Raw genomic sequence first — 20,799 nt, forward strand, 5'->3', positions numbered from 1 at the left:
CCCTCAGAATTGGAAGTAAAGGAACGGCGAGAAACTCTGCGCCGACAGTTTCAGAATCGACGCCACGAACAGCAGCAGCACCGCCGCACGCATGGCGTAGCGTGGCCAGTCAGCGGTCCAGTAGGCCGGTTGCACGGCCGCATCGCGACCCACGCTGAAACCGGGCTGATGGATGCTGCCGGGGTTGTCGCCCGGTACGGCCTTGATCAGGCTCGGGTCGGCCGGTTTGGCTTTATCCGCAGGGCGGTTGGTGTAGAAGTCGCGCAGACCGAAGAACGCCAGGGTTGCGTAGGCCACCACCAGGGTTGCCACTTGCAGGCCGGTGAGGCTGGAACGGTTGAGTTCCGACAGCGACCACTCGCCAAAGCTGAACATGGCGCCGTACATACGACCGGCCACGTGCAGGTTTTCGGCGCGGAAGATCACCCAGCCCATCACCACCAGCAGGAAGGTGAAGGCCCAGCGCACCACGTTGAAGCTACGCGGCGCGGTGTTGAGGCCGATGGCTTTTTCGATCGCCAGCCACATGCCGTGCCAGGCGCCCCACACGATGTAGGTGATGTTCGCGCCGTGCCACAGGCCACCGAGCAGCATGGTCAGGAACAGGTTGCGATAGGTGGTCAGTGTGCCTTTGCGGTTGCCGCCCAGGGTGATGTAGAGGTAGTCACGCAGCCAGGTGGAGAGGCTGATGTGCCAGCGGCGCCAGAACTCGGTGATCGACTGGCTGATGTACGGCTGCTTGAAGTTTTCCATGAAGCGAAAACCCATCATCAAGCCCAGGCCGATGGCCATGTCGCTGTAGCCGGAGAAGTCGAAATACAGTTGCGCGGTGTAGGCCAGCGCGCCGAGCCAGGCGTCACCCGTGGTGGGGTTTTGCAGGGCGAAGCAATGGTCGGCCACCACCGCGAGGGTGTCGGCGATGAATACCTTCTTGATGAAACCCTGCATGAACCGCGTGCAGCCCTCGGAGAATTTATCGAGGGTGTGCGTACGGTTGTTGAACTGGTCGGCCAGGTCGCGAAAACGCAGCACGGGGCCGGCGATCAGGTGCGGGAAGATCGCCACGAATGCGGCAAAGTCGATCAGGTTGCGCGTGGCCGGGGTGTCGCCGCGATACACGTCGATGATGTAGCTGATGGACTCGAAGATGTAGAACGAGATGCCAATCGGCAACAGCACGTGGGTGAGGATGAACGGCTCCAGGCCCGCCGACTTCATCATCACGTTGATGCTGTCGACGCCGAAGTTGGCGTACTTGAAGTAGCCGAGGATGCACAGGTCGACAGCCACGCCGAGCAGCAGCCAGCGCTGGGCCGGCTTGGTGCGCACGCCGGCGGCACCGACCTTCAGGCCGATCCAGTAATTCCACAGCGTGACGGCGGCGAACAGCGCCAGGAAGTCCACTCGCCACCAGGCGTAGAACACATAGCTGGCAATCAGCAGCAGCAGGTTGCGATAGCGTTGCCCGCTCAAGTAATACAAGCCGAGAAAGATCGGCAAGAACAGGAACAGGAACACATTGGACGAGAAAACCATCCCGATCTCTCCATGTTTAACCAACAGTCAAGGGCCGAAGCCCCCCCAAACCCCCCCACGATTTCGGGAGGGTGTACGCGTTCAGTGTGGGAGCTGGCTTATGTGGGAGCCGGGCTTGCCCGCGATGGGATCAACTCGGATTGTCTGAATCACCGAGGTGTCTGCATCGCAGGCAAGCCAGCTCCCACATAAAGCCAGCTCTCACAGTTGGACCGAGTCCAACCGGGAGCTATGTATCAGCTGCCTTTGTTGCCTTTTTCATGCGCCGGGTCGTAGACCTTGGTCAAGTCACCCCCCAGGCGGAACGTCTTGAACGGTTGCATGCCGTGCTTGCGCTCGATCACGTCCGGGGCGCAGGTGTAGAGGGTGCAGAAGGGTTCGAGCCAGGCGAATTTCATGTCCTTTTTCAGGTCCTTCATGTCCTGCTCTTTGCCGTTCTTCTGCTCGAAGATCTCCGGGTCCTTGACCCCGGCCAGCACCTTGTCGCCCAGGCGCTTGAGCGCGCTGTTGTTTTCCTGGCGCAGGTCCACGCCATTGACCAGCGCGAAACTGGCGATCATCGACAGCGGCGGCAGGGCGTAGTTGTGGTACGACAGGGCGCGTTGCTGGCGCTTCAATTCATTGGGCAAAAAGCCCTGGTCGTCGACCTGGTTCACGCCGACCTTGTATTCCTTAACCGCCCAATCAAACAGGTCGCGACGGTTGGTGGCGACGGACGTGGCCATCACCGACCAGGCGGCCCAGTAGGAATGGTTGTTGGTTTTTTCCAGCGGCAGGTTGTCCCAGTCGCTCACCACCTGGTCGGCCAGCTTGTTGAACCAGGCTTCGATCAACTGCGATTCCTGCTGGTGATTGGCCAACGGGTGCGAGTCGGAGAACTTCAGGCGCACATAGGCCGAGGCCATGCTGCCCAGCGCCCATTTGCGCATGGACTTGCCGGTGTGGTTGAAGTCCTTGGACATCAACGCGTCGGCCTTGGCCCACGACACCAGCCAGTTCAGCGTGCATTCAAGCTGCTGCGGACGGCCGTCGCGCATGAACTGCATCACGCGTTTGCTGGTGTCTTTTTCCAGCTTGGTGATGTCGGCGGTGCTGTCGCGAAAGGCTTTTTCCGACTGCAGGTTCAGCGTGGAGCGTGCTTTGTCCGAACCTTCGTACTTGCTGCGAAACTGCAACGGGCCGGTGTAGGGCGCGGGCATGGTGTCGCAGTTTTCCTTGAAGTCGCCGGTCTTGAACGCTTCGATCGGTGCGAAATAGCCCTGGGGCGGACGCAGCGGCGCGGCGGCGTTGGCAGCGCCGGCGAAGATCGCCAGGCCGAGCAACGATGGAATCAATAACTTTTGCATAAGTAACCTCACTTCCCGAGTTGGGCGGTCTGCTGACCACCGCCTGGAAATACGTTGCGTGTGCAAATTTTCGCTTCGACTTTCTGCGCAGCAGCGCCCGCTTCGGGGCCCTGCACTTCCACGGCCAGCAGGTTCTGCGAGGCCCAGTCTTCATCGGTGCGCAGTTCAAAGGCGAAACGCCCGTCTGTATCGGATGTTTCGGGTTTCTCGATCTTGATGTCCTCGTGGCGCCCGTTCATGTACCAGAGGGTGGCTTGCAAGGTTTTCACCGAGGGATCGGCGAAGCGGATATCGACCTGGTGGTTCACGTTACGCAGGTCCTTGTTCGAACTGTTGACCATCAGTTCGTTCTTGCCGGGTTTGAGCGTGGTGCTGGCACTCATCTGCGCGGGCTTGCCTTCGCAGCCGTTGTCGAGCAGCGCCATCATCTGGCGGTAGATGGTTTCCTGGTCCAGGCGGTACAGCGGCGAGAATTCCCAGATGAGGATTTTCGGCGGGGTTTTCTGGAATTCTTCGCTGCCCAGGTACTGGATCATCGAGCCTTCCAGGCCACCGCCAGGGAAGGCGACGTTGAGGATGTCGGCACCGATTTCCTGTTGCAAAAAGCCTGCGAAGTTGTAGTTCTTGCCGCTGTGGCTGGTGCCCACGAGGGTGATCTGCGGGTTGCCCGAATCGCCGAACAGGTCGCCGTCGCCCGCTTCGCCCTTGGGCTCGGTGGTGAACTGATCCATGTACTGGATCGCGTAGCTGGTGCCGCACAGCTGGCCGGCCATGTTGTGCAGGGTGCCGGTCTTGCCCATGCGCCCGGAGCGCTTGGTTTCGAATTCCTGGCGGGGAATATCGGCAAATTCGGGCAGTGCGCGCACCTTGGCGCCGACGATCTTCGCGGTGCGCTGGGCGCCGTATGGGGTCCAGTGCTGGTCGCCGCGGAAGTAGAAATCGTGGGCCGGCAATTCATCCGGCAGTTGCTCATTGGTCAGCGGCGACAGGTCGGGCACCACGTAGCCCATCTTGGCAAAGCGGCCGAGCATGGTCTTGTAATTGCCCAGCGCCTTGTCGAAATCGAACGAGGCTTTTTCTGCCGGGTTGAGCTTGTTGCGGTTCACCAGGCCACGGGTCGGCTGGTAGACCAGCACCAGTTCCACGCCCTTGGCCTTGAACGCATCGTGCAGTTGTTGCAGACGCTTGTAACCAGCGGGGCTGGTGTCGAATTCGGTGCGCAGGTCTTCCTGGGTACGGAACAGCCAGTCGCCCTGGGCTTGCACCAGGGTGGTGAAGTTCTGCTGGTAGCGCGTGGTGTAGTTCTTCGCGTCATGGGCGGCCGGGCACAGGCTGCAGCATGGTTCGGCGGTGAAGGTCGGCGCCTTCACTTCATCGGCGCGCACGCCCTGGCTGGCCGCCAGCAGGCCGAGGGTCAGACCCGAAAGGCTCAGCAGTTTGATCATGTGTGGGTGCATAAGGGTCATCCTCAGTCCAGCATTTCGGTCTGGCGTTCGACAGGGTCGATCAGCACGGCTTTCTGCTGGCGCACCAGCAGGTCGAGAATTTCTTCCTGGCGTTCACCGAGAATCCCGGAGAAGCTGATGCCACTGGTTTTGGTCGGTGCCAGCATCGACACGCGGTACAGCTCGATGCTCAACGGCGAGTCGATCGACAGCGGCCCGCTGCCGTTGCCTGCCAGTTCACCGCCGACCACGATCAGCGACACCTTGGCGTCGAACGGGTCGAGGGCGATGTCGCGGTCGGTGTCGGTCAGATCCTTGATGTGGCCGTAGACGCCGGTCAGGCCGTTGGCCATCGAGGTGTTTTCGTACAGCTTGATGTTCACGCTGTTACGCACGCGGATGCCGTGGCGACGGTTGGCGATCACCTTGTTGCCCCACAGCAGGTTGTCGCCGCTCTCATAGAGCGTGATGCCGTCGGTGTGGTTGCGGTAGATCTCGTTGTCGGCGATCAGGTTGTTCTCGCTGTTACGGTCGATCACCAGGCCCGACAGCTTGTTGTCGTAGCTGCGGTTGTTGAAGATGAAGCTGTCGTTCACTTCCCGGGAAATGATGATGCCGTGCTTCTTCTTCGTGCCGTACACGGTGTTGTCCGCGATGATCAGGCCGTGGGAACGGTCATGGGGGTCAATGCCGTAGACGATGTTGTCCTTGTAGGTATTGCCCTTGATCACGAAGCCCGTGGTCTCGTAGCAGTAGAAGCCGTACCACATGTCCGAGAACTCGGAATCGACGATCCAGCCGGTTGGTTGAGGGCGCTTGAGCACCTTGGCCATGTTCGGCGTGTACTGGGAAATACTCACCCCGTACGATTTGCTGTTGGCATAGCCGAAGCTGGCCATCTTGCTGTTTGCGATGTAGGTCTGGGTGCCGCCCCAGGCCAGCAGGAACGGACGAAATTCCTTGGGCGACTTGAACAGCGCCGGGCCGTTGGCTTTCTCATCCCAACCGGTGATCCGCGTGTCGCGCACAAACAGCTGGCCGTCGTTGATCAGGAACGAACCGGCTTGCTGGGACAGGCGCAGCTCCTGGGTTTTGCCGTCGATTTCAAGGATGCCCTGACGGCCCACCACGATCGGCAGCTTGGCCAGGAATACGCCCGGTGACGTTTCGCTCAGGTACTGTTTGGGCACTTTGGCCAACAGGTCCTTGAGGTTCATATAGCCGTCGTCGACAAAGATCGCCTGGGGAATGCCGTGCTGGCGCACCACCCATTCGGCCATCTTGTTGTCACCGCCGATAAAGTCCTTGAGCGCGTCTTCCTGCATCATGCGGCGGATGCTGACCTTGCCCGGCTTGTTGCGCACGATCTTCTTTTCCATCGCCGCTGCGGTGTAGCCCGACAGGTCGGGCAGCGCCGGTTTGGCCATTTCCAGCGGCGCGGTGGGCGGGCTGGAAATGGTGTAGGTCTTGGCCTGTTGCAGTTCCTTGGCGATGGTCGGCGCCTTGGCCGCCGTGTCGGCAAAGGCCGTGGCGCTGGCCATCAGCATTGCCGCGACGAGTAGGCTTTGAGCATTCATTGCGCAGGCTCCCATCAGAACTTCCAGATCACGTCGACAAAGGCGCGATGCATGTACGAGTCGACCTGGCTGCCATAGGCATCACCCGGCTTGAACACACCGGCACGCAAGCGCACCAGCGCTGACGGCTCGTCAATCGACTGGCTGAGCGCGGCCGGCAGCAGGCCTTTCTTGAAGTATTTGGTGACGACCAGGTCCATCTCCTGGCCCAGGTCTTTCTTGCCGTCTTCCAGAGGCAGCGAGGTGCTGGAGAGGATCGCGCCGGTCACGTCATCGGTGTTGTTCTGCACCGCGTCGATGCCGTTGCTGCCCACCGGCTTGTTGCCGTCCACACGCCAGAACTTGTGGTACACCAGGCTGGCGTCGTAGTCCTCGCGCAGTTGCCAGGAACCGAACAGGCTCATGGACTGCATGTTGTTCATCTCACCGCGAAACGCTTCGCCGAAGCGGTGCACGCGGGACTGGGTACCGGTCCAGTTCGAACGGTTGCTCTGCAGGCCGTTCTGCTCGTACTCGGCGCTGGCACGCGAATACGCCGCGCCCACTTGCCACTGCGGGTCCAGGCGCAGACGCACGCCCAGGTCGGTGGCCCAGCCGCTGATGTTGTCGCTGCGCTTGGCGGTGGCAGGGCGGCTGCCGTCGGCGTTCAGGGCGTTGACCGTGTCGCGGTCGCCTTTCATGCCGGTGACGCTGGCCCAGTAGTTGACGGTGTTAGTGTTGCGCCAGTTATAGGCGTCGCTGTTGGCTTCGATGCCGAGCCAGGTCAGGTCGCCGTTTTCGCGCTTGTCCAGCGAGTCGGTGGCCACGCCCGGTTCCGGGAAGTCGAGCTTGCCGTTGTCATGGGTGTGGTGGCCGCGCAGGCCGATCCACTGCCCCGGCGTCCACTGGTAGGCGGCGTCGGCGTAGAGGTGTTGGCGGTCCTTGTCGAGCGGGGACAGTTCCTTGAGGTCGGTGCGGTATTCGCTGAAACGTTCGGCGGCGCCCACATTGGCCTTGAGCAGGGTGGTGTCGAAGGTCCAGTTCAGCGCTTCGATGTTGGTGTCGCGCCATTGGCCGTCGTCATTGCGCAGGCGTTGGCGACCGAACTTGAGGATCTCGCCGGGGTAGGGCGTGAAGCCGCCGTACGCCACCCAGAACTCGCGCATCGCCAGGTAATTTTTTTTGGTCTTGCGGTCGCTGTTGCTGGTTTGCTGGTTCTCGTCATCGGCCGACTGTTGCAGGGTGTCGGTCTCGATGATGTCGCTGGAGGCCACCGCCTGGCCCATGGCGTAGGCGCTCCAGTTGCCGCTTTCACCGTAGATCCACGGGCGCAGGTCGATACCGATACCGTTGACGTCGCCGCCTTTCTGGGTGCCCAGGTCGCGGTCATCCTCGGACTGGCCGGTGACTTTGACTTCCAGGCCGAAGTTCTTCGCTTCGGTGAGCGCGGCCAGGGTCGGGCACGACCACAGCAGGGCGAAGGTCAGGCCGATACCGGCCTTGACGAATGGGTTGAGCTTCATAGGGATTCCTCGCCGTCGTCTTCTTCATCCAGGGCGTGCAATTGCAACGTGCTCTGGGCCAGGGTGCCGCGAGCGGCCAGTTCCTGTTGCACCAGGCGTTGGCCTTCGGCGCGTTGCTCAGGCGTCAGCGGTGCTTCGAGCTGGGTGGCCAGCTCAACGGCTTCCGGGGTGTCCTGGGCCTTGGCCAGCTGGCTGAAGACATAGGCGTTCAATGGGTCGGGCTTGGTGCCCTTGCCTTGGGAAAACAGTTGGGCGATGGCGAAGTCGGCGCTGTTCTGGCCGTTGCGCGCAGCGGTCAGCAGGTGGTCGAGGGCTTTTTGCGGGTAGACCTTGCCCAGGTAGCCACGGCGGTAGATCTGGCCGAGGTAGTAGTCGGCTGCGACTTCCCTGCCCACGGCTTTTTCGAAATGCGCTTCGGCGGCCTGTGCGTCCGCCGGCACCCACTTGCCTTCGTAGTAGAGCTTGCCCAGCAGCAGTTCGGCGCGCGGCTGGTCGGCGGCGCGGCCGTTGTCCAGGTACTGCATCATCTGGTCGACGTCGCCCAGTTCGGGGAAGTCGTAAAGCAGTTGCGCCAGGCTGACCCAGGAGGCCGGGTAGCCGGGGGCGATTTTTTCCAGCAACGCCTGGGCGGTTTTTTCATCCGGGGTGCCGAGGGTGGCATCGCCGAGGACGCGGGCGACGCTGTCGACACGCTGGGCAGTGACCGTGCCACGGCTGTAGCCGGCTTCCAGCTGCTTGAGCAACTCGGCCTGTTTTTCCGGCGCGGCCTGTTTCTGGTACACGGTGGCCAGTTCGACGTAGCAGATGTCGGTGGTGTTGAGCGCGGCCTTGCAGATGCGCTCGACGTCATCCAGATGCTGGTCGTAGGTGTCCTGGGTGCGGTACAGCAGCACCTGGGCCAGGCCGGCTTCCGGGTAACCGGCGGCTTGCCATTGTGTGATCTGTTGCTGGGCGTTCACGTTCGGGAAGCTGTGAGGGTATTGCAGGTACAGCATGGCCAGCGGGATCAGGGTGTTGCCTTCGCCATTGGCAAAGGCTTTTTTCAGCAGACCTTCGGCTTCATGGTGCTCGGCTTCGGTGGCGCCGGGCTTGGCCACCAGCAGGCGACCAAGGCGTGCCTGGGCGCGCGGCGACGTGTCGGCCGCGGCCCGGTAAGTGGCTTCGGCCTGTTTGATCTGCGCAGGATCCCGGGTGCCCACCTGGATATCAGCCAGACCCACCTGGGCCTCGCTGTAACCCAGGTCGGCCAGTTGCTGGTAATTCTGCTGGGCGGTGGCGGTGTCGCCGCGCTTGAGGGCTTCGTTGGCCAGGCGCTGGTCGGGCAGGCCCGCGCAACCGGCGAGGCTGACAGCCAGTGCCAGAGCGCAGTAGGCCAAAGTGGAATGGGATCTGCTTTGTGTGGGAGCTGGCTTGCCTGCGATGGCATCGGCACGGTTTGTCAGGGACACCGAGTTGCCTGCATCGCGGGCAAGCCCGGCTCCCACGGAGTTCTGTGTTGTTCTTAAAATAGGGTTCACAGGCATGTCCTCGCTTACAGACCGTGAGCCATGGCTTTGTCGATCAGCCAGTTCAGCGACGGGCCACGGTCGCTGGTGACTTCCACCGGGCGGCCGGCGTAGGCGCTGTCCAGTGGTGCATCGGGCTTGATCTGCACGCGGATGTCGGAGGACAGGTCGGCGCTGTTCAGGCTGGAGCTGCTGACGATCGTGCCGGTGCGCACCTGTTCTTCATCGGCCACCTGGAACGTCACCGGGGTGCCTGGGCGCACGTCGCCGAACTGGCGATAGGTGAAGCGCGCTTCCACGTTGGCCTGGGCACCGCGTGGCACCAGTTGGAAGATCACATCGCCTTTGCTGGCGTACTGGCCGTCGGCGACCATTTGCTGGGCAACCACGCAATCGCACGGCGAGGTCAGGGTGCCGGTCATCTGCTTGCCGAACAGTTCCTCAACCTTGGCCGGTTGCAGCTGGTCTTCGTCCAGATGGCCCTTGAGTACGTCGAGCATGCTGGTGCTGAAGGTGGCGAGTGGCGCACCTTTGGCGGCGACAGCGTCACCTTTGAGCAGGCTCTGCACAGTGCCGTCGCGCGGCATGGTCACGTTCATGCCGGGCACGCTGACCAGGCCGGCCTGGGCGTGGCTGACGAAGTACATGCCGTACACCGATTTGAAGACGAAACCGAACGCAGCAAGGCCGACGATGAAGATACCGGCGCTGAACACCACGGCGCGCAGGCGACCGAACGCGGTCATGCCGCTGCCGCCGTCCTTGACCTTGCGCGCCTTGGTGAAGTTGTCGCGCTGCAGGGTGGCGAGCACGTCGCCCATGGTCACGATGTCGCCGGACAGGTGCGAGGTGATCAGGTGGCGCAGGGTGGAAATATCCTGGGCGTCGAGGTTCTGGAACTGGCAACCGGCGCGGCCGGTCTGGCGGTCGTAGGAGCGGATCTGCAGCTCCACGTCCATCGCCAGGCCGAGGTTGTCGATCACAAATTGCAGACGGCCCTTGTGCACCTCACCGACGGTCAACGGCTGGGTGGCGGTGAACGCCAGGCCGCCGGCGGACAGGTCGATCACCCGTGCTTCGGTCTGGGTGCGGTCGGTGTTGAAAAAGCGCAGCTTGGCCGGGATCTTGACCCGGGCATGTTGGCGCTGGGCTTCGGATTCGTGGACAACGTTGGCGTTTACTTGGCTATTCATCGGTGTAATTCCTAGGTTAATTCAGGCTTGGCAGGGTCAGACCATCATCAAGAGCACGGCGACGAAAATGCTGCCGGCGGAGAAGGTCATGGTCCGAGACGACCAGGTGTTGAACCAACGTTGAAAGCTGGCCAAATCGCGGGTCAGTTTGGTGTCCTGGCGGGTCCAGGACTGTTGATCAAGGCGGAAGAACACGTAGATCTTCACCAGCGCGCCCATGATCTGGTTGTAATAGAGAATCACCGGGTAAGCCGGGCCGATGGTGTGGCCGGAGCACGACAGCAGCAGAGTGAGGATCAGGCGGGTGATGCCGATCCACAGCAGGTACGCGAGGATGAAGGCGCCGCCGTACTTGAAGGTGGCGATGATTGCCACGGTCAGGCCGAGCAGGGAGGTCCACATCGACACGCGCTGGTCGAACAGCACCACGCTGGTGAACAGGCCCAGGCGGCGAACACCCAGGCCCAGGGCGCGGGAGTTCTGGCGCAGGTTGTTGCCGTACCAGCGGAACATCAGCTTGCGGCTGGCCTTGATGAAGCTCTTTTCCGGCGGGTGTTCCACGGTGTTGATCGCGGCGTCCGGCACGTAGAAGGTGTCGTAGCCCAGGCGCATGAGGCTGAACCAGCTGGACTTGTCATCACCGGTGAGGAACTTGAAGCGGCCCAGGCGCCAGTGTTGCAGCGAGTCGCTTTCCACGTCGGCGATAAAGCCCGGGTCGGTGACCACGCGGGCACGGAACACCGACATGCGTCCGGTCATGGTCAGTACGCGCTTGGACAGGGCCATGGAGCACATGTTGATGTGGCGTTGGGCGAAGCGCAGCTTGTGCCATTCGCTCATGATGTAGCCGCCGCGTACTTCGCAGAATTCGTTGGTGGTCAGGCCGCCAACGTTGCCGAACAGCTGGAACCACGGCACGGTCTTGCGCACCACGCCTTCGGCCAGCACGGTGTCGCCATCGATCACGGCCACCACGGCGCGGTCATCCGGCAGGTGACGTGAGATGGCGCGAAAACCAAAGGCCAGGCCGTCGCGCTTGCCGGTGCCGGCGATGCGCACGAAGTCGAGCTTCACATGCTCGGGTGGGTTCATCTTTTCCCAAAGGCTTTTGACCAGCAGCTCATCGGACATTTCCACCAGCGAGCACACCACGGTGGTGGGGAAGCCGCATTCGATGGCTTCGCGGATCACTGAGCTGTAGACCTGTGCGGTGGTCAGCGCATCGATACGAAAACTGGTGACCATCAGGAACACATGGGACGGGTCGGCAGCCTTGCCCAGCTTGCGCACTTTGCGGCGCAGGTGCGGGTACACCACGTACAGAAACAGCATGCCGCGAAAGAAGTGCGTCGCACCCATCGAGTAGCGCCAGATACCCACGGCGCCAATCAGGAAAATAAAATTCTTCGACTCGGAGTCGAACGTACTCGCCGGCAACAGCAGGGCGAGACCCATCAGCAGGCTCAGAAAGAACAGCCAGCCGGCGGATTGGAGCAGTACGTGTTTTAACTTGGACATAAGCGTCATCCGAAGGTGAAGAAGGCTCCGGCTGCACCTGCTGGGGGAGCAGGACAGGTGCAGCGCGGAACTTGCCGTTGCTGTTACCAGCAAATGCCTTCGGTACGACCTGTCGTGCAGGTCGCCTTGGACATGAAGCCCACCAGGTCGATCACTTGCTTGCCGTGCGGTGCGTTCTGCGCCAGGGCGCGGAATTTTTCGTCGCGGTTGCCGAGGATGATCACGTCGGAGTTGTTGATCACGTCGTCGAAGTCCGAGTTGAGCAGGGACGACACGTGCGGGATCTTGCCTTCGATGTAGTCCTTGTTCGCACCGTGGACACGGGCGTACTCGACGTTGCTGTCGTAGATGCTCAGGTCGTAGCCCTTGCCGATCAGCATTTCGGCCAGCTCCACCAGCGGGCTTTCGCGCAGGTCGTCGGTGCCGGCCTTGAAGCTCAGGCCCAGCAGGGCGACTTTGCGCTTGTCGTGGCTGGAAACGATGTCGAAGGCGTTCTGCACCTGGGATTCGTTGCTGCGCATCAGCGAGTTGAGCAGCGGCGCTTCCACGTCCAGGGAACCTGCGCGGTATGTCAGGGCGCGCACGTCCTTTGGCAGGCACGAGCCGCCGAACGCGAAGCCCGGGCGCATGTAGTACTGGGACAGGTTGAGGGTCTTGTCCTGGCACACCACTTCCATCACTTCGCGACCGTCGACACCGACAGCCTTGGCAATGTTGCCGATCTCGTTGGCGAAGGTCACTTTGGTGGCGTGCCACACGTTGCAGGTGTACTTGATCATTTCGGCAACGGCGATGTCCTTGCGGATGATCGGTGCGTCGAGTTCTTCGTACAGCGATTGCAGGACATCGCCGGAGGCTTTGTCGAACTCGCCAATGACGGTCATCGGCGGCAGGTCGTAGTCGGCGATGGCAGTGGATTCACGCAGGAATTCCGGGTTGACCGCGACGCCGAAGTCGACACCGGCCTTTTTGCCGGAGCAGTCTTCCAGGATCGGGATAACCACATTGGCCACGGTGCCTGGCAATACGGTGCTGCGCACCACCACGGTATGACGGGTGGTCTTGTCACGCAGCACAAGACCGATTTCACGGCACACGGCTTCGATGTAATCCAGTTCCAGATCGCCGTTTTTCTTGCTTGGCGTGCCGACGCAGATCATCGACAGGTCGGTGTCACGAATCGCTTCGGCGAAGTTGGTGGTGCCACGCAGTCGGCCGGTTTGGATACCCTGGCTCAACAGCTCGCCCAGACCAGGCTCAACGATGGGCGATTTGCCAGCGTTGATCAGGTCGATCTTGTCCTTGGAAATGTCTACGCCAACCACGTCGTGGCCACGGGCAGACAGGCAACCGGCACAGACTGCGCCAACGTAACCCAAACCAAATATGCTGATGCGCATCGCAATTACCTCTGTATTTAAATCATTGCCATTGGATGGCCGGAGTTCATGTTTGCAAGCGTCACTAATGCCGCGAAAGTTAGGCGAATAGACGCCGACTTGCCGCATGCAGGCATGTTGAATAACGAGTGACTAACTATTGCACTCAAGTTGTGCGCAACGTGGCCTTGTTATTGGGGCTTGCCCTCAAATGCAGCCAGCCTTCCTGGGAGAAGGACGTGGCGCCAGTGCCGCAAGACCTTGATAGTGGCTATAAGCCTTTAATTATCAATGGCTTGGGTTGTCTCACTGACCCATCAGGGGAAGCTCGGCCTTGGCCTTATAGTGTGTGGCAATGCATCCTTATCGCCGCTCTTAACTAGTGGGTTGGTGTTCTGACCCCTGAGCGAAAGTTATTAAGACAACTTCGCTACTTCCGTTGGTCTGCCATGTAAGTCATCTCCTACAGAAACATAGAATTTCGTTACCGGTGGTATGAGCGGTGCTTTGAGATGAAGTTCCTGGCCGCTCATCCTGTTTCTGGAAATTTCTTGAAATATTAGAAAAGATGGCACTGGTATTATATTGATAGCACTTGCTATCTAAGCCAGTAGTTGTGGGGAGATCATGCGCGGAGATGGTTTTGTGCCACTAGTGTTTTGGAAAATGGGTGCCACTACGAAAAAAATCGACGAATGTCGAGTGAAAGATTTTTCAGGATTTCATGTGAATTTTTTTTGACGTCAAAAAGACAGCGTTTTTTGCGGCGGGAGATGCGGGAGGAGGGCGGGAAGGTACCCGCTCCCGTCTTTGAGCGCTCAATGTGTGTCAGGCTTTATTCCGGTGCATGATCGCGCAGGAACACCAGCGTGTCCGGCTTGGACTGCTGCGCATTGAAGCGATAACCCTGCATCTCGAACTGCTTGAGTTTGGCCGGATCGTTGATGCGCTCTTCGATGACAAAGCGGCTCATCATGCCCCGTGCTTTTTTCGCGTAGAAGCTGATGATTTTGTACTGGCCGTTCTTCAGGTCCTTGAACTCGGTATTGATGATCCGGGCGTTCAAAGCCGTGCGTTTGACCGCAGAGAAGTATTCGTTGGAAGCCAGGTTGAGCAGCACGTCATCACCTTGTGCGGCCAGCGCTTCGTTGAGCCACTCGCTGATGCGCGTGCCCCAGAAAGCGTACAGGTCCTTGCCACGGGCGTTGGCGAGTTTAGTGCCCATTTCCAGGCGGTACGGCATCATCAGGTCGAGCGGACGCAGCAGGCCGTAGAGGCCTGAAAGCATGCGCAGGTGGTCCTGGGCGTAGCTGAAATCGGCGTCGCTCAAGGTGTCGGCGTTGAGACCGGTGTAGACGTCGCCCTTGAACGCGAGCAGCGCCTGCTTGGCGTTTTCGGGGGTGAAGGAGGGCGTCCAGCTGCCGAAGCGCGCGGCGTTGAGACCGCCGATCTTGTCGGAGACGTGCATCAACTCGCTGATTTGCGCCGGTGTCAGTTCACGCAGTTGTTCGATCAGCTCCTGGGAATGGTCGAGGTATTGCGGCTGGGTGAAGCGCGGGGTGGCCGGGGGGGATTCGAAGTCCAGGGTTTTGGCGGGGGAAATGACCGTCAGCATGGGTTGGCTCCTATAGTCGTTGGAGGATTGTAGGGGGTTGAGGGGATTGGGTGTATATCCGTTGCTGCGGTAATGGCTGATATGGGTTGCGCCCTTGCGGCGCGCCCCAGATCAAGATCAAGAGCGCGACTGCCTTAAAGCCGACCGGAATGGTTTGCCGAACGCTATCAAAATGTGGGAGGGGGCTTGCTCCCGATAGCAGTGGGTCAGCTACAAATAAGCTGACTGACCCAGCTCATCGGGAGCAAGCCCCCTCCCACATTTGGATCTCCACTTGTCTGATGGACATCACACTGCTTTTGCTCTGGCTTTTGATCTTGATCTCAAGCGGCCTGCCCACCCCAATCCCACGAGTCGATCAGCTATAGTGCCCAACCATTCAGGAAGGGAGTCCCCCTGTGCGATTAGCACTTTTATTGTCTGCATGCCTGCTATGCCTGAACGCCCAAGCTGCCCCCGCTGACGTTGCCAGCCTGGACCGCGGCACCTGGCCCGAAAAGCTCGGCAGCCCGGCGCTGTTCGACGTAGCCTCACGCGCCGAAATCCTGATGTTCTCCCGCAGCCTGCTGGCCAGCGAGTCCCTTGACGAACCCTCGCTCAAACAGCGCCTAGGCTTGAAGATCATCAACCTGGCCGCCATCGACGACCTGCGCCGCCAACTGTGGAAGCGCCTGCTGGCAAACTACATCTTCGCCCAGCAGAGCTGCGAGGAAGATGCCTCGTTCTGCTACCTGGTGGAGAGCATGGACGACCTGCGCGAGCAGGCCGGCAAGCTTGAGCTCAGCGAAGACTCCTTCTATATAGGGTGGGCCGCCCCGAGCCATGCCTTCCATGAGCGTTACCTGGACGAGCTGCTGCGCAAGGCGGCCCTGTTCCCGCAGATCAGCAGCGAAGTCGCGCGCTTCGGCGACCATGAGCGCAATGGCGACGAGTTCAACGACCGCGTGTTCCTGCTCACCTTCGATGGCGGGCCGGCTGCGGTCGGCGGCAATACCGACTGGCTTGCCGACTACCTGCGCAAACAGAAAATGAACGCAACCTTCTTCGTGCTCGGCAGCAGTCTGCAAACCCGTGTGGAGCGCAGCTCGGCCAGCGACGTGCAGGCGTTGTATCAGGGGCAGTGCGTGGGGACTCAGGGTTGGCAGTACCGTTCCCACAGTCACTGGGTCGACTGGCAAAGCTCTATCACCCGCAGCGCCACGCTGGCGCAGAACCTGATGCCGGAAAACTATGTGCCGCAGTTCCGGCCGCCCTATGGGCAGCGCCGTGCCGACAGCCAGGGGTTTTTCCAGTCACAGGGTTTGCAGGTGGCGTTGTGGGATATCGATTCCCAGGACGAGCCGGGCAAGCTCAAGGCCGATGAGTCCGCGCAGCGGGTGCTCACCCTGATGCTGTTATGGCGCAAAGGCGTGATCGTATTCCACGACACCCAGGACCGGGCGCGGCTGGCATTGCCGATGTTGCTGCATGAAACGGCGCAGAGCGGGCTGGGCTGGCAGGACTGTCGGGAGGCGTTTCGCTGAAAAGCGCAAGTGCCCGGCCCTGTTGGGGATCAGGCGTTTTTGGGGCGATTTTTCAAAGCATTTCAAGGCAGGCGGACTTCCGACTTTAGCGGGGTAGGTGGCACTCGGCTAGTGCTATTCGTCATCCTGAAAAATAAACTTCAAAAAAACGTCAAAGTGCTTTTTTCTGTCATGGGTTTTGCGGTATTACGAAGTCAGACCGCCGAACCCTGCAACACAGGTGGCGTCTTCCAAGACTCCTCCTGTGGGCAATGCACTTGACGTCACTCAGGTGTGTGCGGTGGTCGAATCGAGGCGCAGCACCGCTCAGGTATTGCGTCGAATGGCTCCCACAAAGGTGACCGAGTATGGATGATCATGGACGTAACCCTTCTTCCGACCAGCCAATCCTTTATGTGCTTGATACCAACGTACTGATCCACGATCCAAACGCACTGCTTAACTTCGAAGAACATCACGTCGCCATCCCCATGATCGTGCTTGAGGAACTCGACAAACTCAAAAGCGGGCACCACAGCGTGGCCGCCGAATGCCGCCAGGCCATTCGCCTGATCGACAAGACGCTGGGCGAAGCTTCGCCTGAAGACGTTGAAGTGGGCGTGCCGATCCAGCGTGGCAAAAGCGGACCCAAGGGCCTGCTGTCGATCCTGATGAGCAAGCGCGGCGAGCCCAACAGCCTGCTGCCGGAAAACCTCAACGACAACAAGATCATCAATCAATTGATCGACCTGCACGCGCGCGACAAGGACCTGCGCCTGGTGCTGGTGACCAAAGACATCAATATGCGCCTCAAGGCCCGTGCATGCGGGATCGCGGCCGAGGATTACAGCACCGATCAACTGGTCGACGACGTCTCGATGCTCTCGCGCGGGTATCACACGGTGCCGGGCTCGTTCTGGGACCTGGTCGCCAAGGTCGAGACCCGTCAGGATCATGGCCGTACCTGGCACCAGGTGCAGTTGATCGACAATCTGCCCTCCGTGCACATCAACGAATTCATCGTCGACGAGCAGGGCTTTGTGGGCTGGATCAAAGAGATTCAGGTCGACAAGCTGCTGATCCTCGACCTGCATCAGGAGCCCCTGTTGCACCAGGAAGCCTGGGGCCTGAAACCGCGTGACATCTACCAGAGCCTGGCGCTGTATGCGTTGCTCGACCCGGACATCCACCTGGTCAACCTGACCGGCGCCGCGGGCTCGGGCAAAACCATCCTCGCCCTGGCGGCGGCCATTGAACAGACCATGGTCACCAAGCGCTATCGCCGCATTATCGCGACCCGCAGTGTGCAGGGCCTGGACCAGGAGATCGGCTTTCTGCCCGGCACCGAGGCGGAAAAAATGGAGCCGTGGCTGGGGGCGATCACCGATAACCTCGAAGCCTTGCACATGGATGACGAAAACACCCATGGCAGCGTCGACTACATCCTCAGCAAAGTGCCGTTGCAGTTCAAATCCCTCAACTACATTCGAGGTCGCAGCTTCCAGCAGAGCCTGATCCTGATCGATGAATGCCAGAACCTCACGCCGCATCAGATGAAAACCATCATCACCCGTGCCGGCGCCGGTTCCAAAGTGGTGTGCCTGGGCAACCTGGCACAGATCGACACCCCTTACCTGTCCGCGACCAGCTCCGGGCTGACTTACCTGACGGAACGCTTCAAGGACTTCCCGAACGGCGTGCATATTGCGCTGCAAGGGGTACCACGGTCGATTCTGGCGGAATACGCCGAATCTCACCTATAAACGCGGTCAATGTGGGAGCTGGCAAGCCAGCTCCCACACAAGCCGGCTCCCACATTTATTGTGTGTAAGGTTTACAATCGGTGCTCCTGTTCAGGAGTAACGCTGTGCTGACTCATCTCGATTCCCAAGGTCGCGCCCATATGGTCGATGTCACCGACAAGTCCGTGACGTTCCGTGAGGCGATGGCCCAAGCGCGGGTGCGCATGTTGCCGGCCACCCTGCAAATGATTGTCGACGGCGCCCATCCCAAGGGCGACGTGTTTGCCGTGGCCCGCATCGCCGGGATCCAGGCGGCGAAAAAAACCAGTGACTTGATCCCCTTGTGCCACCCGCTGATGCTCACCGGCGTCAAGGTCGAACTCAGCGCCGAAGGCGTGGATACCGTGTGCATCGTGGCGCGCTGCAAACTCTCCGGGCAGACCGGCGTGGAGATGGAAGCGTTGACCGCCGCGAGTGTCGCGGCGTTGACGATCTACGACATGTGCAAGGCCGTGGATCGCGGCATGACCATCGAAAGTGTGCGCCTGCTGGAAAAGCTCGGTGGCAAGAGCGGGCACTTCAAGGCGGAGGAGCAATGAGTATCAACGTGCTGTTTTTTGCGCGCTACGCCGAAGCGGTGGGCTTTGATTCGCTGGAGATGGAAGGTGATTTCGCCACCGTCGATGCAGTGCGCCTGGCGTTGGCCAGTGACCCGGAGTTTGCAGTGCTCAATGAGTCCAGTCTGATGTGTGCGCGCAACGAAGAGCTCTGCTCGCTGGACGAGCCCGTGCAGGCCGGTGATGAAGTGGCGTTTTTCCCCCCCGTGACGGGAGGCTGAACATGGCGATTCGTGTGCAGGCCGACGCCTTTGATCCGGGCGCCGAAGTCAATGCGATGCACGCGGCCAATGCCGGTGTGGGCGCGGTGGTCAGTTTTGTCGGCTATGTGCGCGACTTCAATGATGGGCGCGACGTGTCGGGGATGTTTCTCGAGCACTATCCCGGCATGACCGAAAAGGCCCTGGCCAAAATCGCCGTGGAGGCCGAGCAGCGCTGGCCGTTGCTCAAGCTGGAAGTGCTGCACCGCATTGGCGCGCTGGAGCCGGGCGAGCCGATTGTGTTTGTCGCGGCCGCCAGTGCCCATCGCCAGGCCGCGTTCGATGCCTGTGCGTTTGTGATGGATTACCTGAAGACCCGGGCGCCATTCTGGAAGAAGGAAAACACGCCGGACGGGCCACGCTGGGTGGAAGGGCGCAGCAGTGATCACGCGGCAGCGGATCGCTGGAAGTAAATGGTTCAAGGTCAATGGAGATCTAAATGTGGGAGCGGGATTGCTCGCGAAAGCGGTAGATCAGTCAGTACATTTTTAACTGACAGACCGCATTCGCGAGCAAGCCCGCTCCCACATTTTTGACTGCATTCCAACGCTTAAGGGCGCTTGCGCTCGACGGCTCGCAACAGATGCGTCGACGGCGTTTCACAGCTGATCTTGCGCCCCAGCAGCGTTTCGATCGACGGCAACTGATACGAGTCGTCTTCCCCGGCAAAGCTGATCGACACGCCTGCGGCGCCCGCACGACCGGTTCGGCCAATGCGGTGCACGTAGTCGTCCGGCACTTCCGGCAGGGTGAAGTTGATCACGTGGCTGATGCCGTCGATGTGAATCCCGCGCCCGGCCACATCGGTGGCCACCAGCACGCGAATCTTGCCTTCGCGGAAGCCTTCCAGGGTCTTGATGCGCTTGTGTTGTGGCACGTCGCCCGACAGTTGCGCGGCGTTGACGCCATCGCGCACCAGACGCTCTTCGATGCGGCGCACTTCATCCTTGCGGTTGGCGAACACCATCACGCGCTCCCAACCGTTGTCGTTGATCAGGTTGTAGAGCAGCTTGTACTTGTCGGCACCGGCCACGGCGTAGATGTGCTGCTCGACGTTTTCGCTGGCGACGTTCAGCGCTTCGATCTCGACGATGGACGGGTCAGTGGTCCACTGCTTGGCGAGGTTCATCACGTCTTCGGTGAAGGTCGCGGAGAACAGCAGGGTCTGGCGCTCGTTTTTCGGCGGAGTCTGACGAATGATCTGCCGCACTTGCGGGATGAAGCCCATGTCGAGCATACGGTCGGCTTCGTCCAGCACCATCACTTCGACCATGTCCAGGTGCACGTCGCCGCGCTGGTTGAAGTCGAGCAGGCGTCCCGGAGTGGCCACAAGGATGTCGCAGTGGCGCGCTTCGAGGTGCTTGAGCTGCTTGTCGAAGTCCATGCCGCCCACGAACGTCATGACATTGAGGTCGGTGTACTTGGTCAGGTCGGCGGCGTCCTTGGCGATCTGCACCACCAGCTCGCGGGTGGGGGCGATGATCAGCGCGCGCGGTTCACCCATGTAGCGTTCTTTGGGCGGCGGCGTTTGCAACAGCTGGGTGATGATCGAAATGAGGAACGCGGCGGTCTTGCCGGTGCCGGTCTGGGCGCGGCCGATGGCGTCCTTGCCGGCGAGGGTAAAGCCCAGCACTTGCGCCTGGATCGGCGTGCAGTACGGGAAGCCCAGGTCCTGGATGGCGTGCATCAGTTCCGGAGCGAGCTTGAAGTCGTGGAAGCGGGTCTTGCCTTCCTGGGGCTCGACGACGAAGTCTTCGAGTTTCCAGGGGATCACTACCGGTTTGGGCTTGGGCGCACGTTCGCGAGGTGGCCTGGCAGCGGCGACGGGTTCCACCGGTGCGGCAGGTTCAGGCGGCCGGGCAGCCGGTGCGCTGCGCGCTGGCTGCTGAGCCTCGGTGCGGCGGGGGGCGGCAGGGGCAGGCGCACTGGCAACTGGCGCGAGCGGCTCAGCCTCGCTTTTGCCGAACATCTTCTTGAGTGCTTTGAGCACGGTGATCTCATTAAATGGGTTAAGGAATGTACGCCGGCCAGTGTAATGCAAGAATCGGGCGCGGCGTAGTGC

At 60.7% G+C, this 20,799-nt stretch carries 16 protein-coding genes; 5 read left to right on the forward strand and 11 right to left on the reverse strand.

The features are described 5' to 3' along the window. Positions 1-3 precede the first annotated feature (3 nt). The 10 genes from TU75_RS05195 to yaaA all read right to left on the reverse strand — a co-directional run bounded on the left by TU75_RS05195 (position 4) and on the right by yaaA (position 14,616). The gene (locus tag TU75_RS05195; protein WP_015371217.1) at positions 4-1,536 is read right to left on the reverse strand and encodes an MBOAT family O-acyltransferase; all 1,533 of its coding nucleotides are present in this window, start codon (positions 1,534-1,536) and stop codon (positions 4-6) included. A gap of 236 nt (positions 1,537-1,772) precedes the next feature. Next, complete coding sequence (locus TU75_RS05200; protein WP_004371922.1) at positions 1,773-2,882, reverse strand: mannuronate-specific alginate lyase; 1,110 nt, start codon at positions 2,880-2,882, stop codon at positions 1,773-1,775. Between the two features lie 8 nt (positions 2,883-2,890). Continuing rightward, positions 2,891-4,339: an alginate O-acetyltransferase gene (locus TU75_RS05205; RefSeq protein ID WP_015371218.1), complete on the reverse strand. Its 1,449-nt coding sequence runs from the start codon at positions 4,337-4,339 to the stop codon at positions 2,891-2,893. Positions 4,340-4,350: 11 nt separating this feature from the next. Beyond that, positions 4,351-5,919: a mannuronan 5-epimerase AlgG gene (algG, locus tag TU75_RS05210; RefSeq protein ID WP_032870568.1), complete on the reverse strand. Its 1,569-nt coding sequence runs from the start codon at positions 5,917-5,919 to the stop codon at positions 4,351-4,353. Beyond that, positions 5,919-7,406, reverse strand: a complete 1,488-nt coding sequence (locus TU75_RS05215; RefSeq protein ID WP_004371916.1) for an alginate export family protein — start codon at positions 7,404-7,406, stop codon at positions 5,919-5,921. Before TU75_RS05215 ends, algG begins: the two co-directional genes overlap by 1 nt. After that, positions 7,403-8,929, reverse strand: a complete 1,527-nt coding sequence (gene algK / locus TU75_RS05220; protein ID WP_268977512.1) for an alginate biosynthesis TPR repeat lipoprotein AlgK — start codon at positions 8,927-8,929, stop codon at positions 7,403-7,405. The genes TU75_RS05215 and algK overlap by 4 nt, the downstream gene beginning before the upstream one ends. Before the next feature lie 8 nt (positions 8,930-8,937). Beyond that, entirely contained in the window at positions 8,938-10,104 is a 1,167-nt protein-coding gene (locus TU75_RS05225) for an alginate biosynthesis protein Alg44 (RefSeq protein ID WP_004371911.1), read from the reverse strand. A 36-nt stretch (positions 10,105-10,140) separates the two neighbouring features. Next, positions 10,141-11,622: a mannuronan synthase gene (gene alg8, locus TU75_RS05230; RefSeq protein WP_162276117.1), complete on the reverse strand. Its 1,482-nt coding sequence runs from the start codon at positions 11,620-11,622 to the stop codon at positions 10,141-10,143. 83 nt (positions 11,623-11,705) lie between these two features. Next, positions 11,706-13,022: a nucleotide sugar dehydrogenase gene (locus TU75_RS05235; RefSeq protein WP_004371908.1), complete on the reverse strand. Its 1,317-nt coding sequence runs from the start codon at positions 13,020-13,022 to the stop codon at positions 11,706-11,708. 814 nt (positions 13,023-13,836) lie between these two features. Continuing rightward, a complete protein-coding gene (yaaA, locus tag TU75_RS05240) occupies positions 13,837-14,616 on the reverse strand; it encodes a peroxide stress protein YaaA (protein ID WP_060548359.1) in 780 nt (259 codons plus the stop codon). A gap of 398 nt (positions 14,617-15,014) precedes the next feature. On the opposite strand from yaaA, the gene TU75_RS05245 reads away from it, so the two are divergent. The 5 genes from TU75_RS05245 to moaE all read left to right on the forward strand — a co-directional run bounded on the left by TU75_RS05245 (position 15,015) and on the right by moaE (position 19,150). After that, positions 15,015-16,139, forward strand: a complete 1,125-nt coding sequence (locus TU75_RS05245; protein ID WP_032870564.1) for a polysaccharide deacetylase family protein — start codon at positions 15,015-15,017, stop codon at positions 16,137-16,139. A 347-nt stretch (positions 16,140-16,486) separates the two neighbouring features. Next, complete coding sequence (locus tag TU75_RS05250; protein ID WP_004371901.1) at positions 16,487-17,881, forward strand: PhoH family protein; 1,395 nt, start codon at positions 16,487-16,489, stop codon at positions 17,879-17,881. 104 nt (positions 17,882-17,985) lie between these two features. Beyond that, positions 17,986-18,459 carry a cyclic pyranopterin monophosphate synthase MoaC gene (gene moaC, locus TU75_RS05255; protein ID WP_060548360.1) on the forward strand — a complete coding sequence of 158 codons (474 nt, stop codon included), beginning with the start codon at positions 17,986-17,988 and terminating at the stop codon, positions 18,457-18,459. Continuing rightward, positions 18,456-18,698, forward strand: a complete 243-nt coding sequence (gene moaD, locus TU75_RS05260; protein ID WP_004371898.1) for a molybdopterin converting factor subunit 1 — start codon at positions 18,456-18,458, stop codon at positions 18,696-18,698. The genes moaC and moaD overlap by 4 nt, the downstream gene beginning before the upstream one ends. 2 nt (positions 18,699-18,700) lie before the next feature. Beyond that, positions 18,701-19,150, forward strand: a complete 450-nt coding sequence (gene moaE, locus TU75_RS05265; RefSeq protein ID WP_004371896.1) for a molybdopterin synthase catalytic subunit MoaE — start codon at positions 18,701-18,703, stop codon at positions 19,148-19,150. A 137-nt stretch (positions 19,151-19,287) separates the two neighbouring features. Here moaE and rhlB read toward each other — a convergent pair whose 3' ends face one another. Further along, the gene (gene rhlB / locus TU75_RS05270; RefSeq protein WP_173664770.1) at positions 19,288-20,733 is read right to left on the reverse strand and encodes an ATP-dependent RNA helicase RhlB; all 1,446 of its coding nucleotides are present in this window, start codon (positions 20,731-20,733) and stop codon (positions 19,288-19,290) included. Positions 20,734-20,799: the final 66 nt, after the last annotated feature.

This window comes from Pseudomonas poae (assembly GCF_001439785.1).
GTDB lineage: Bacteria > Pseudomonadota > Gammaproteobacteria > Pseudomonadales > Pseudomonadaceae > Aquipseudomonas > Aquipseudomonas poae.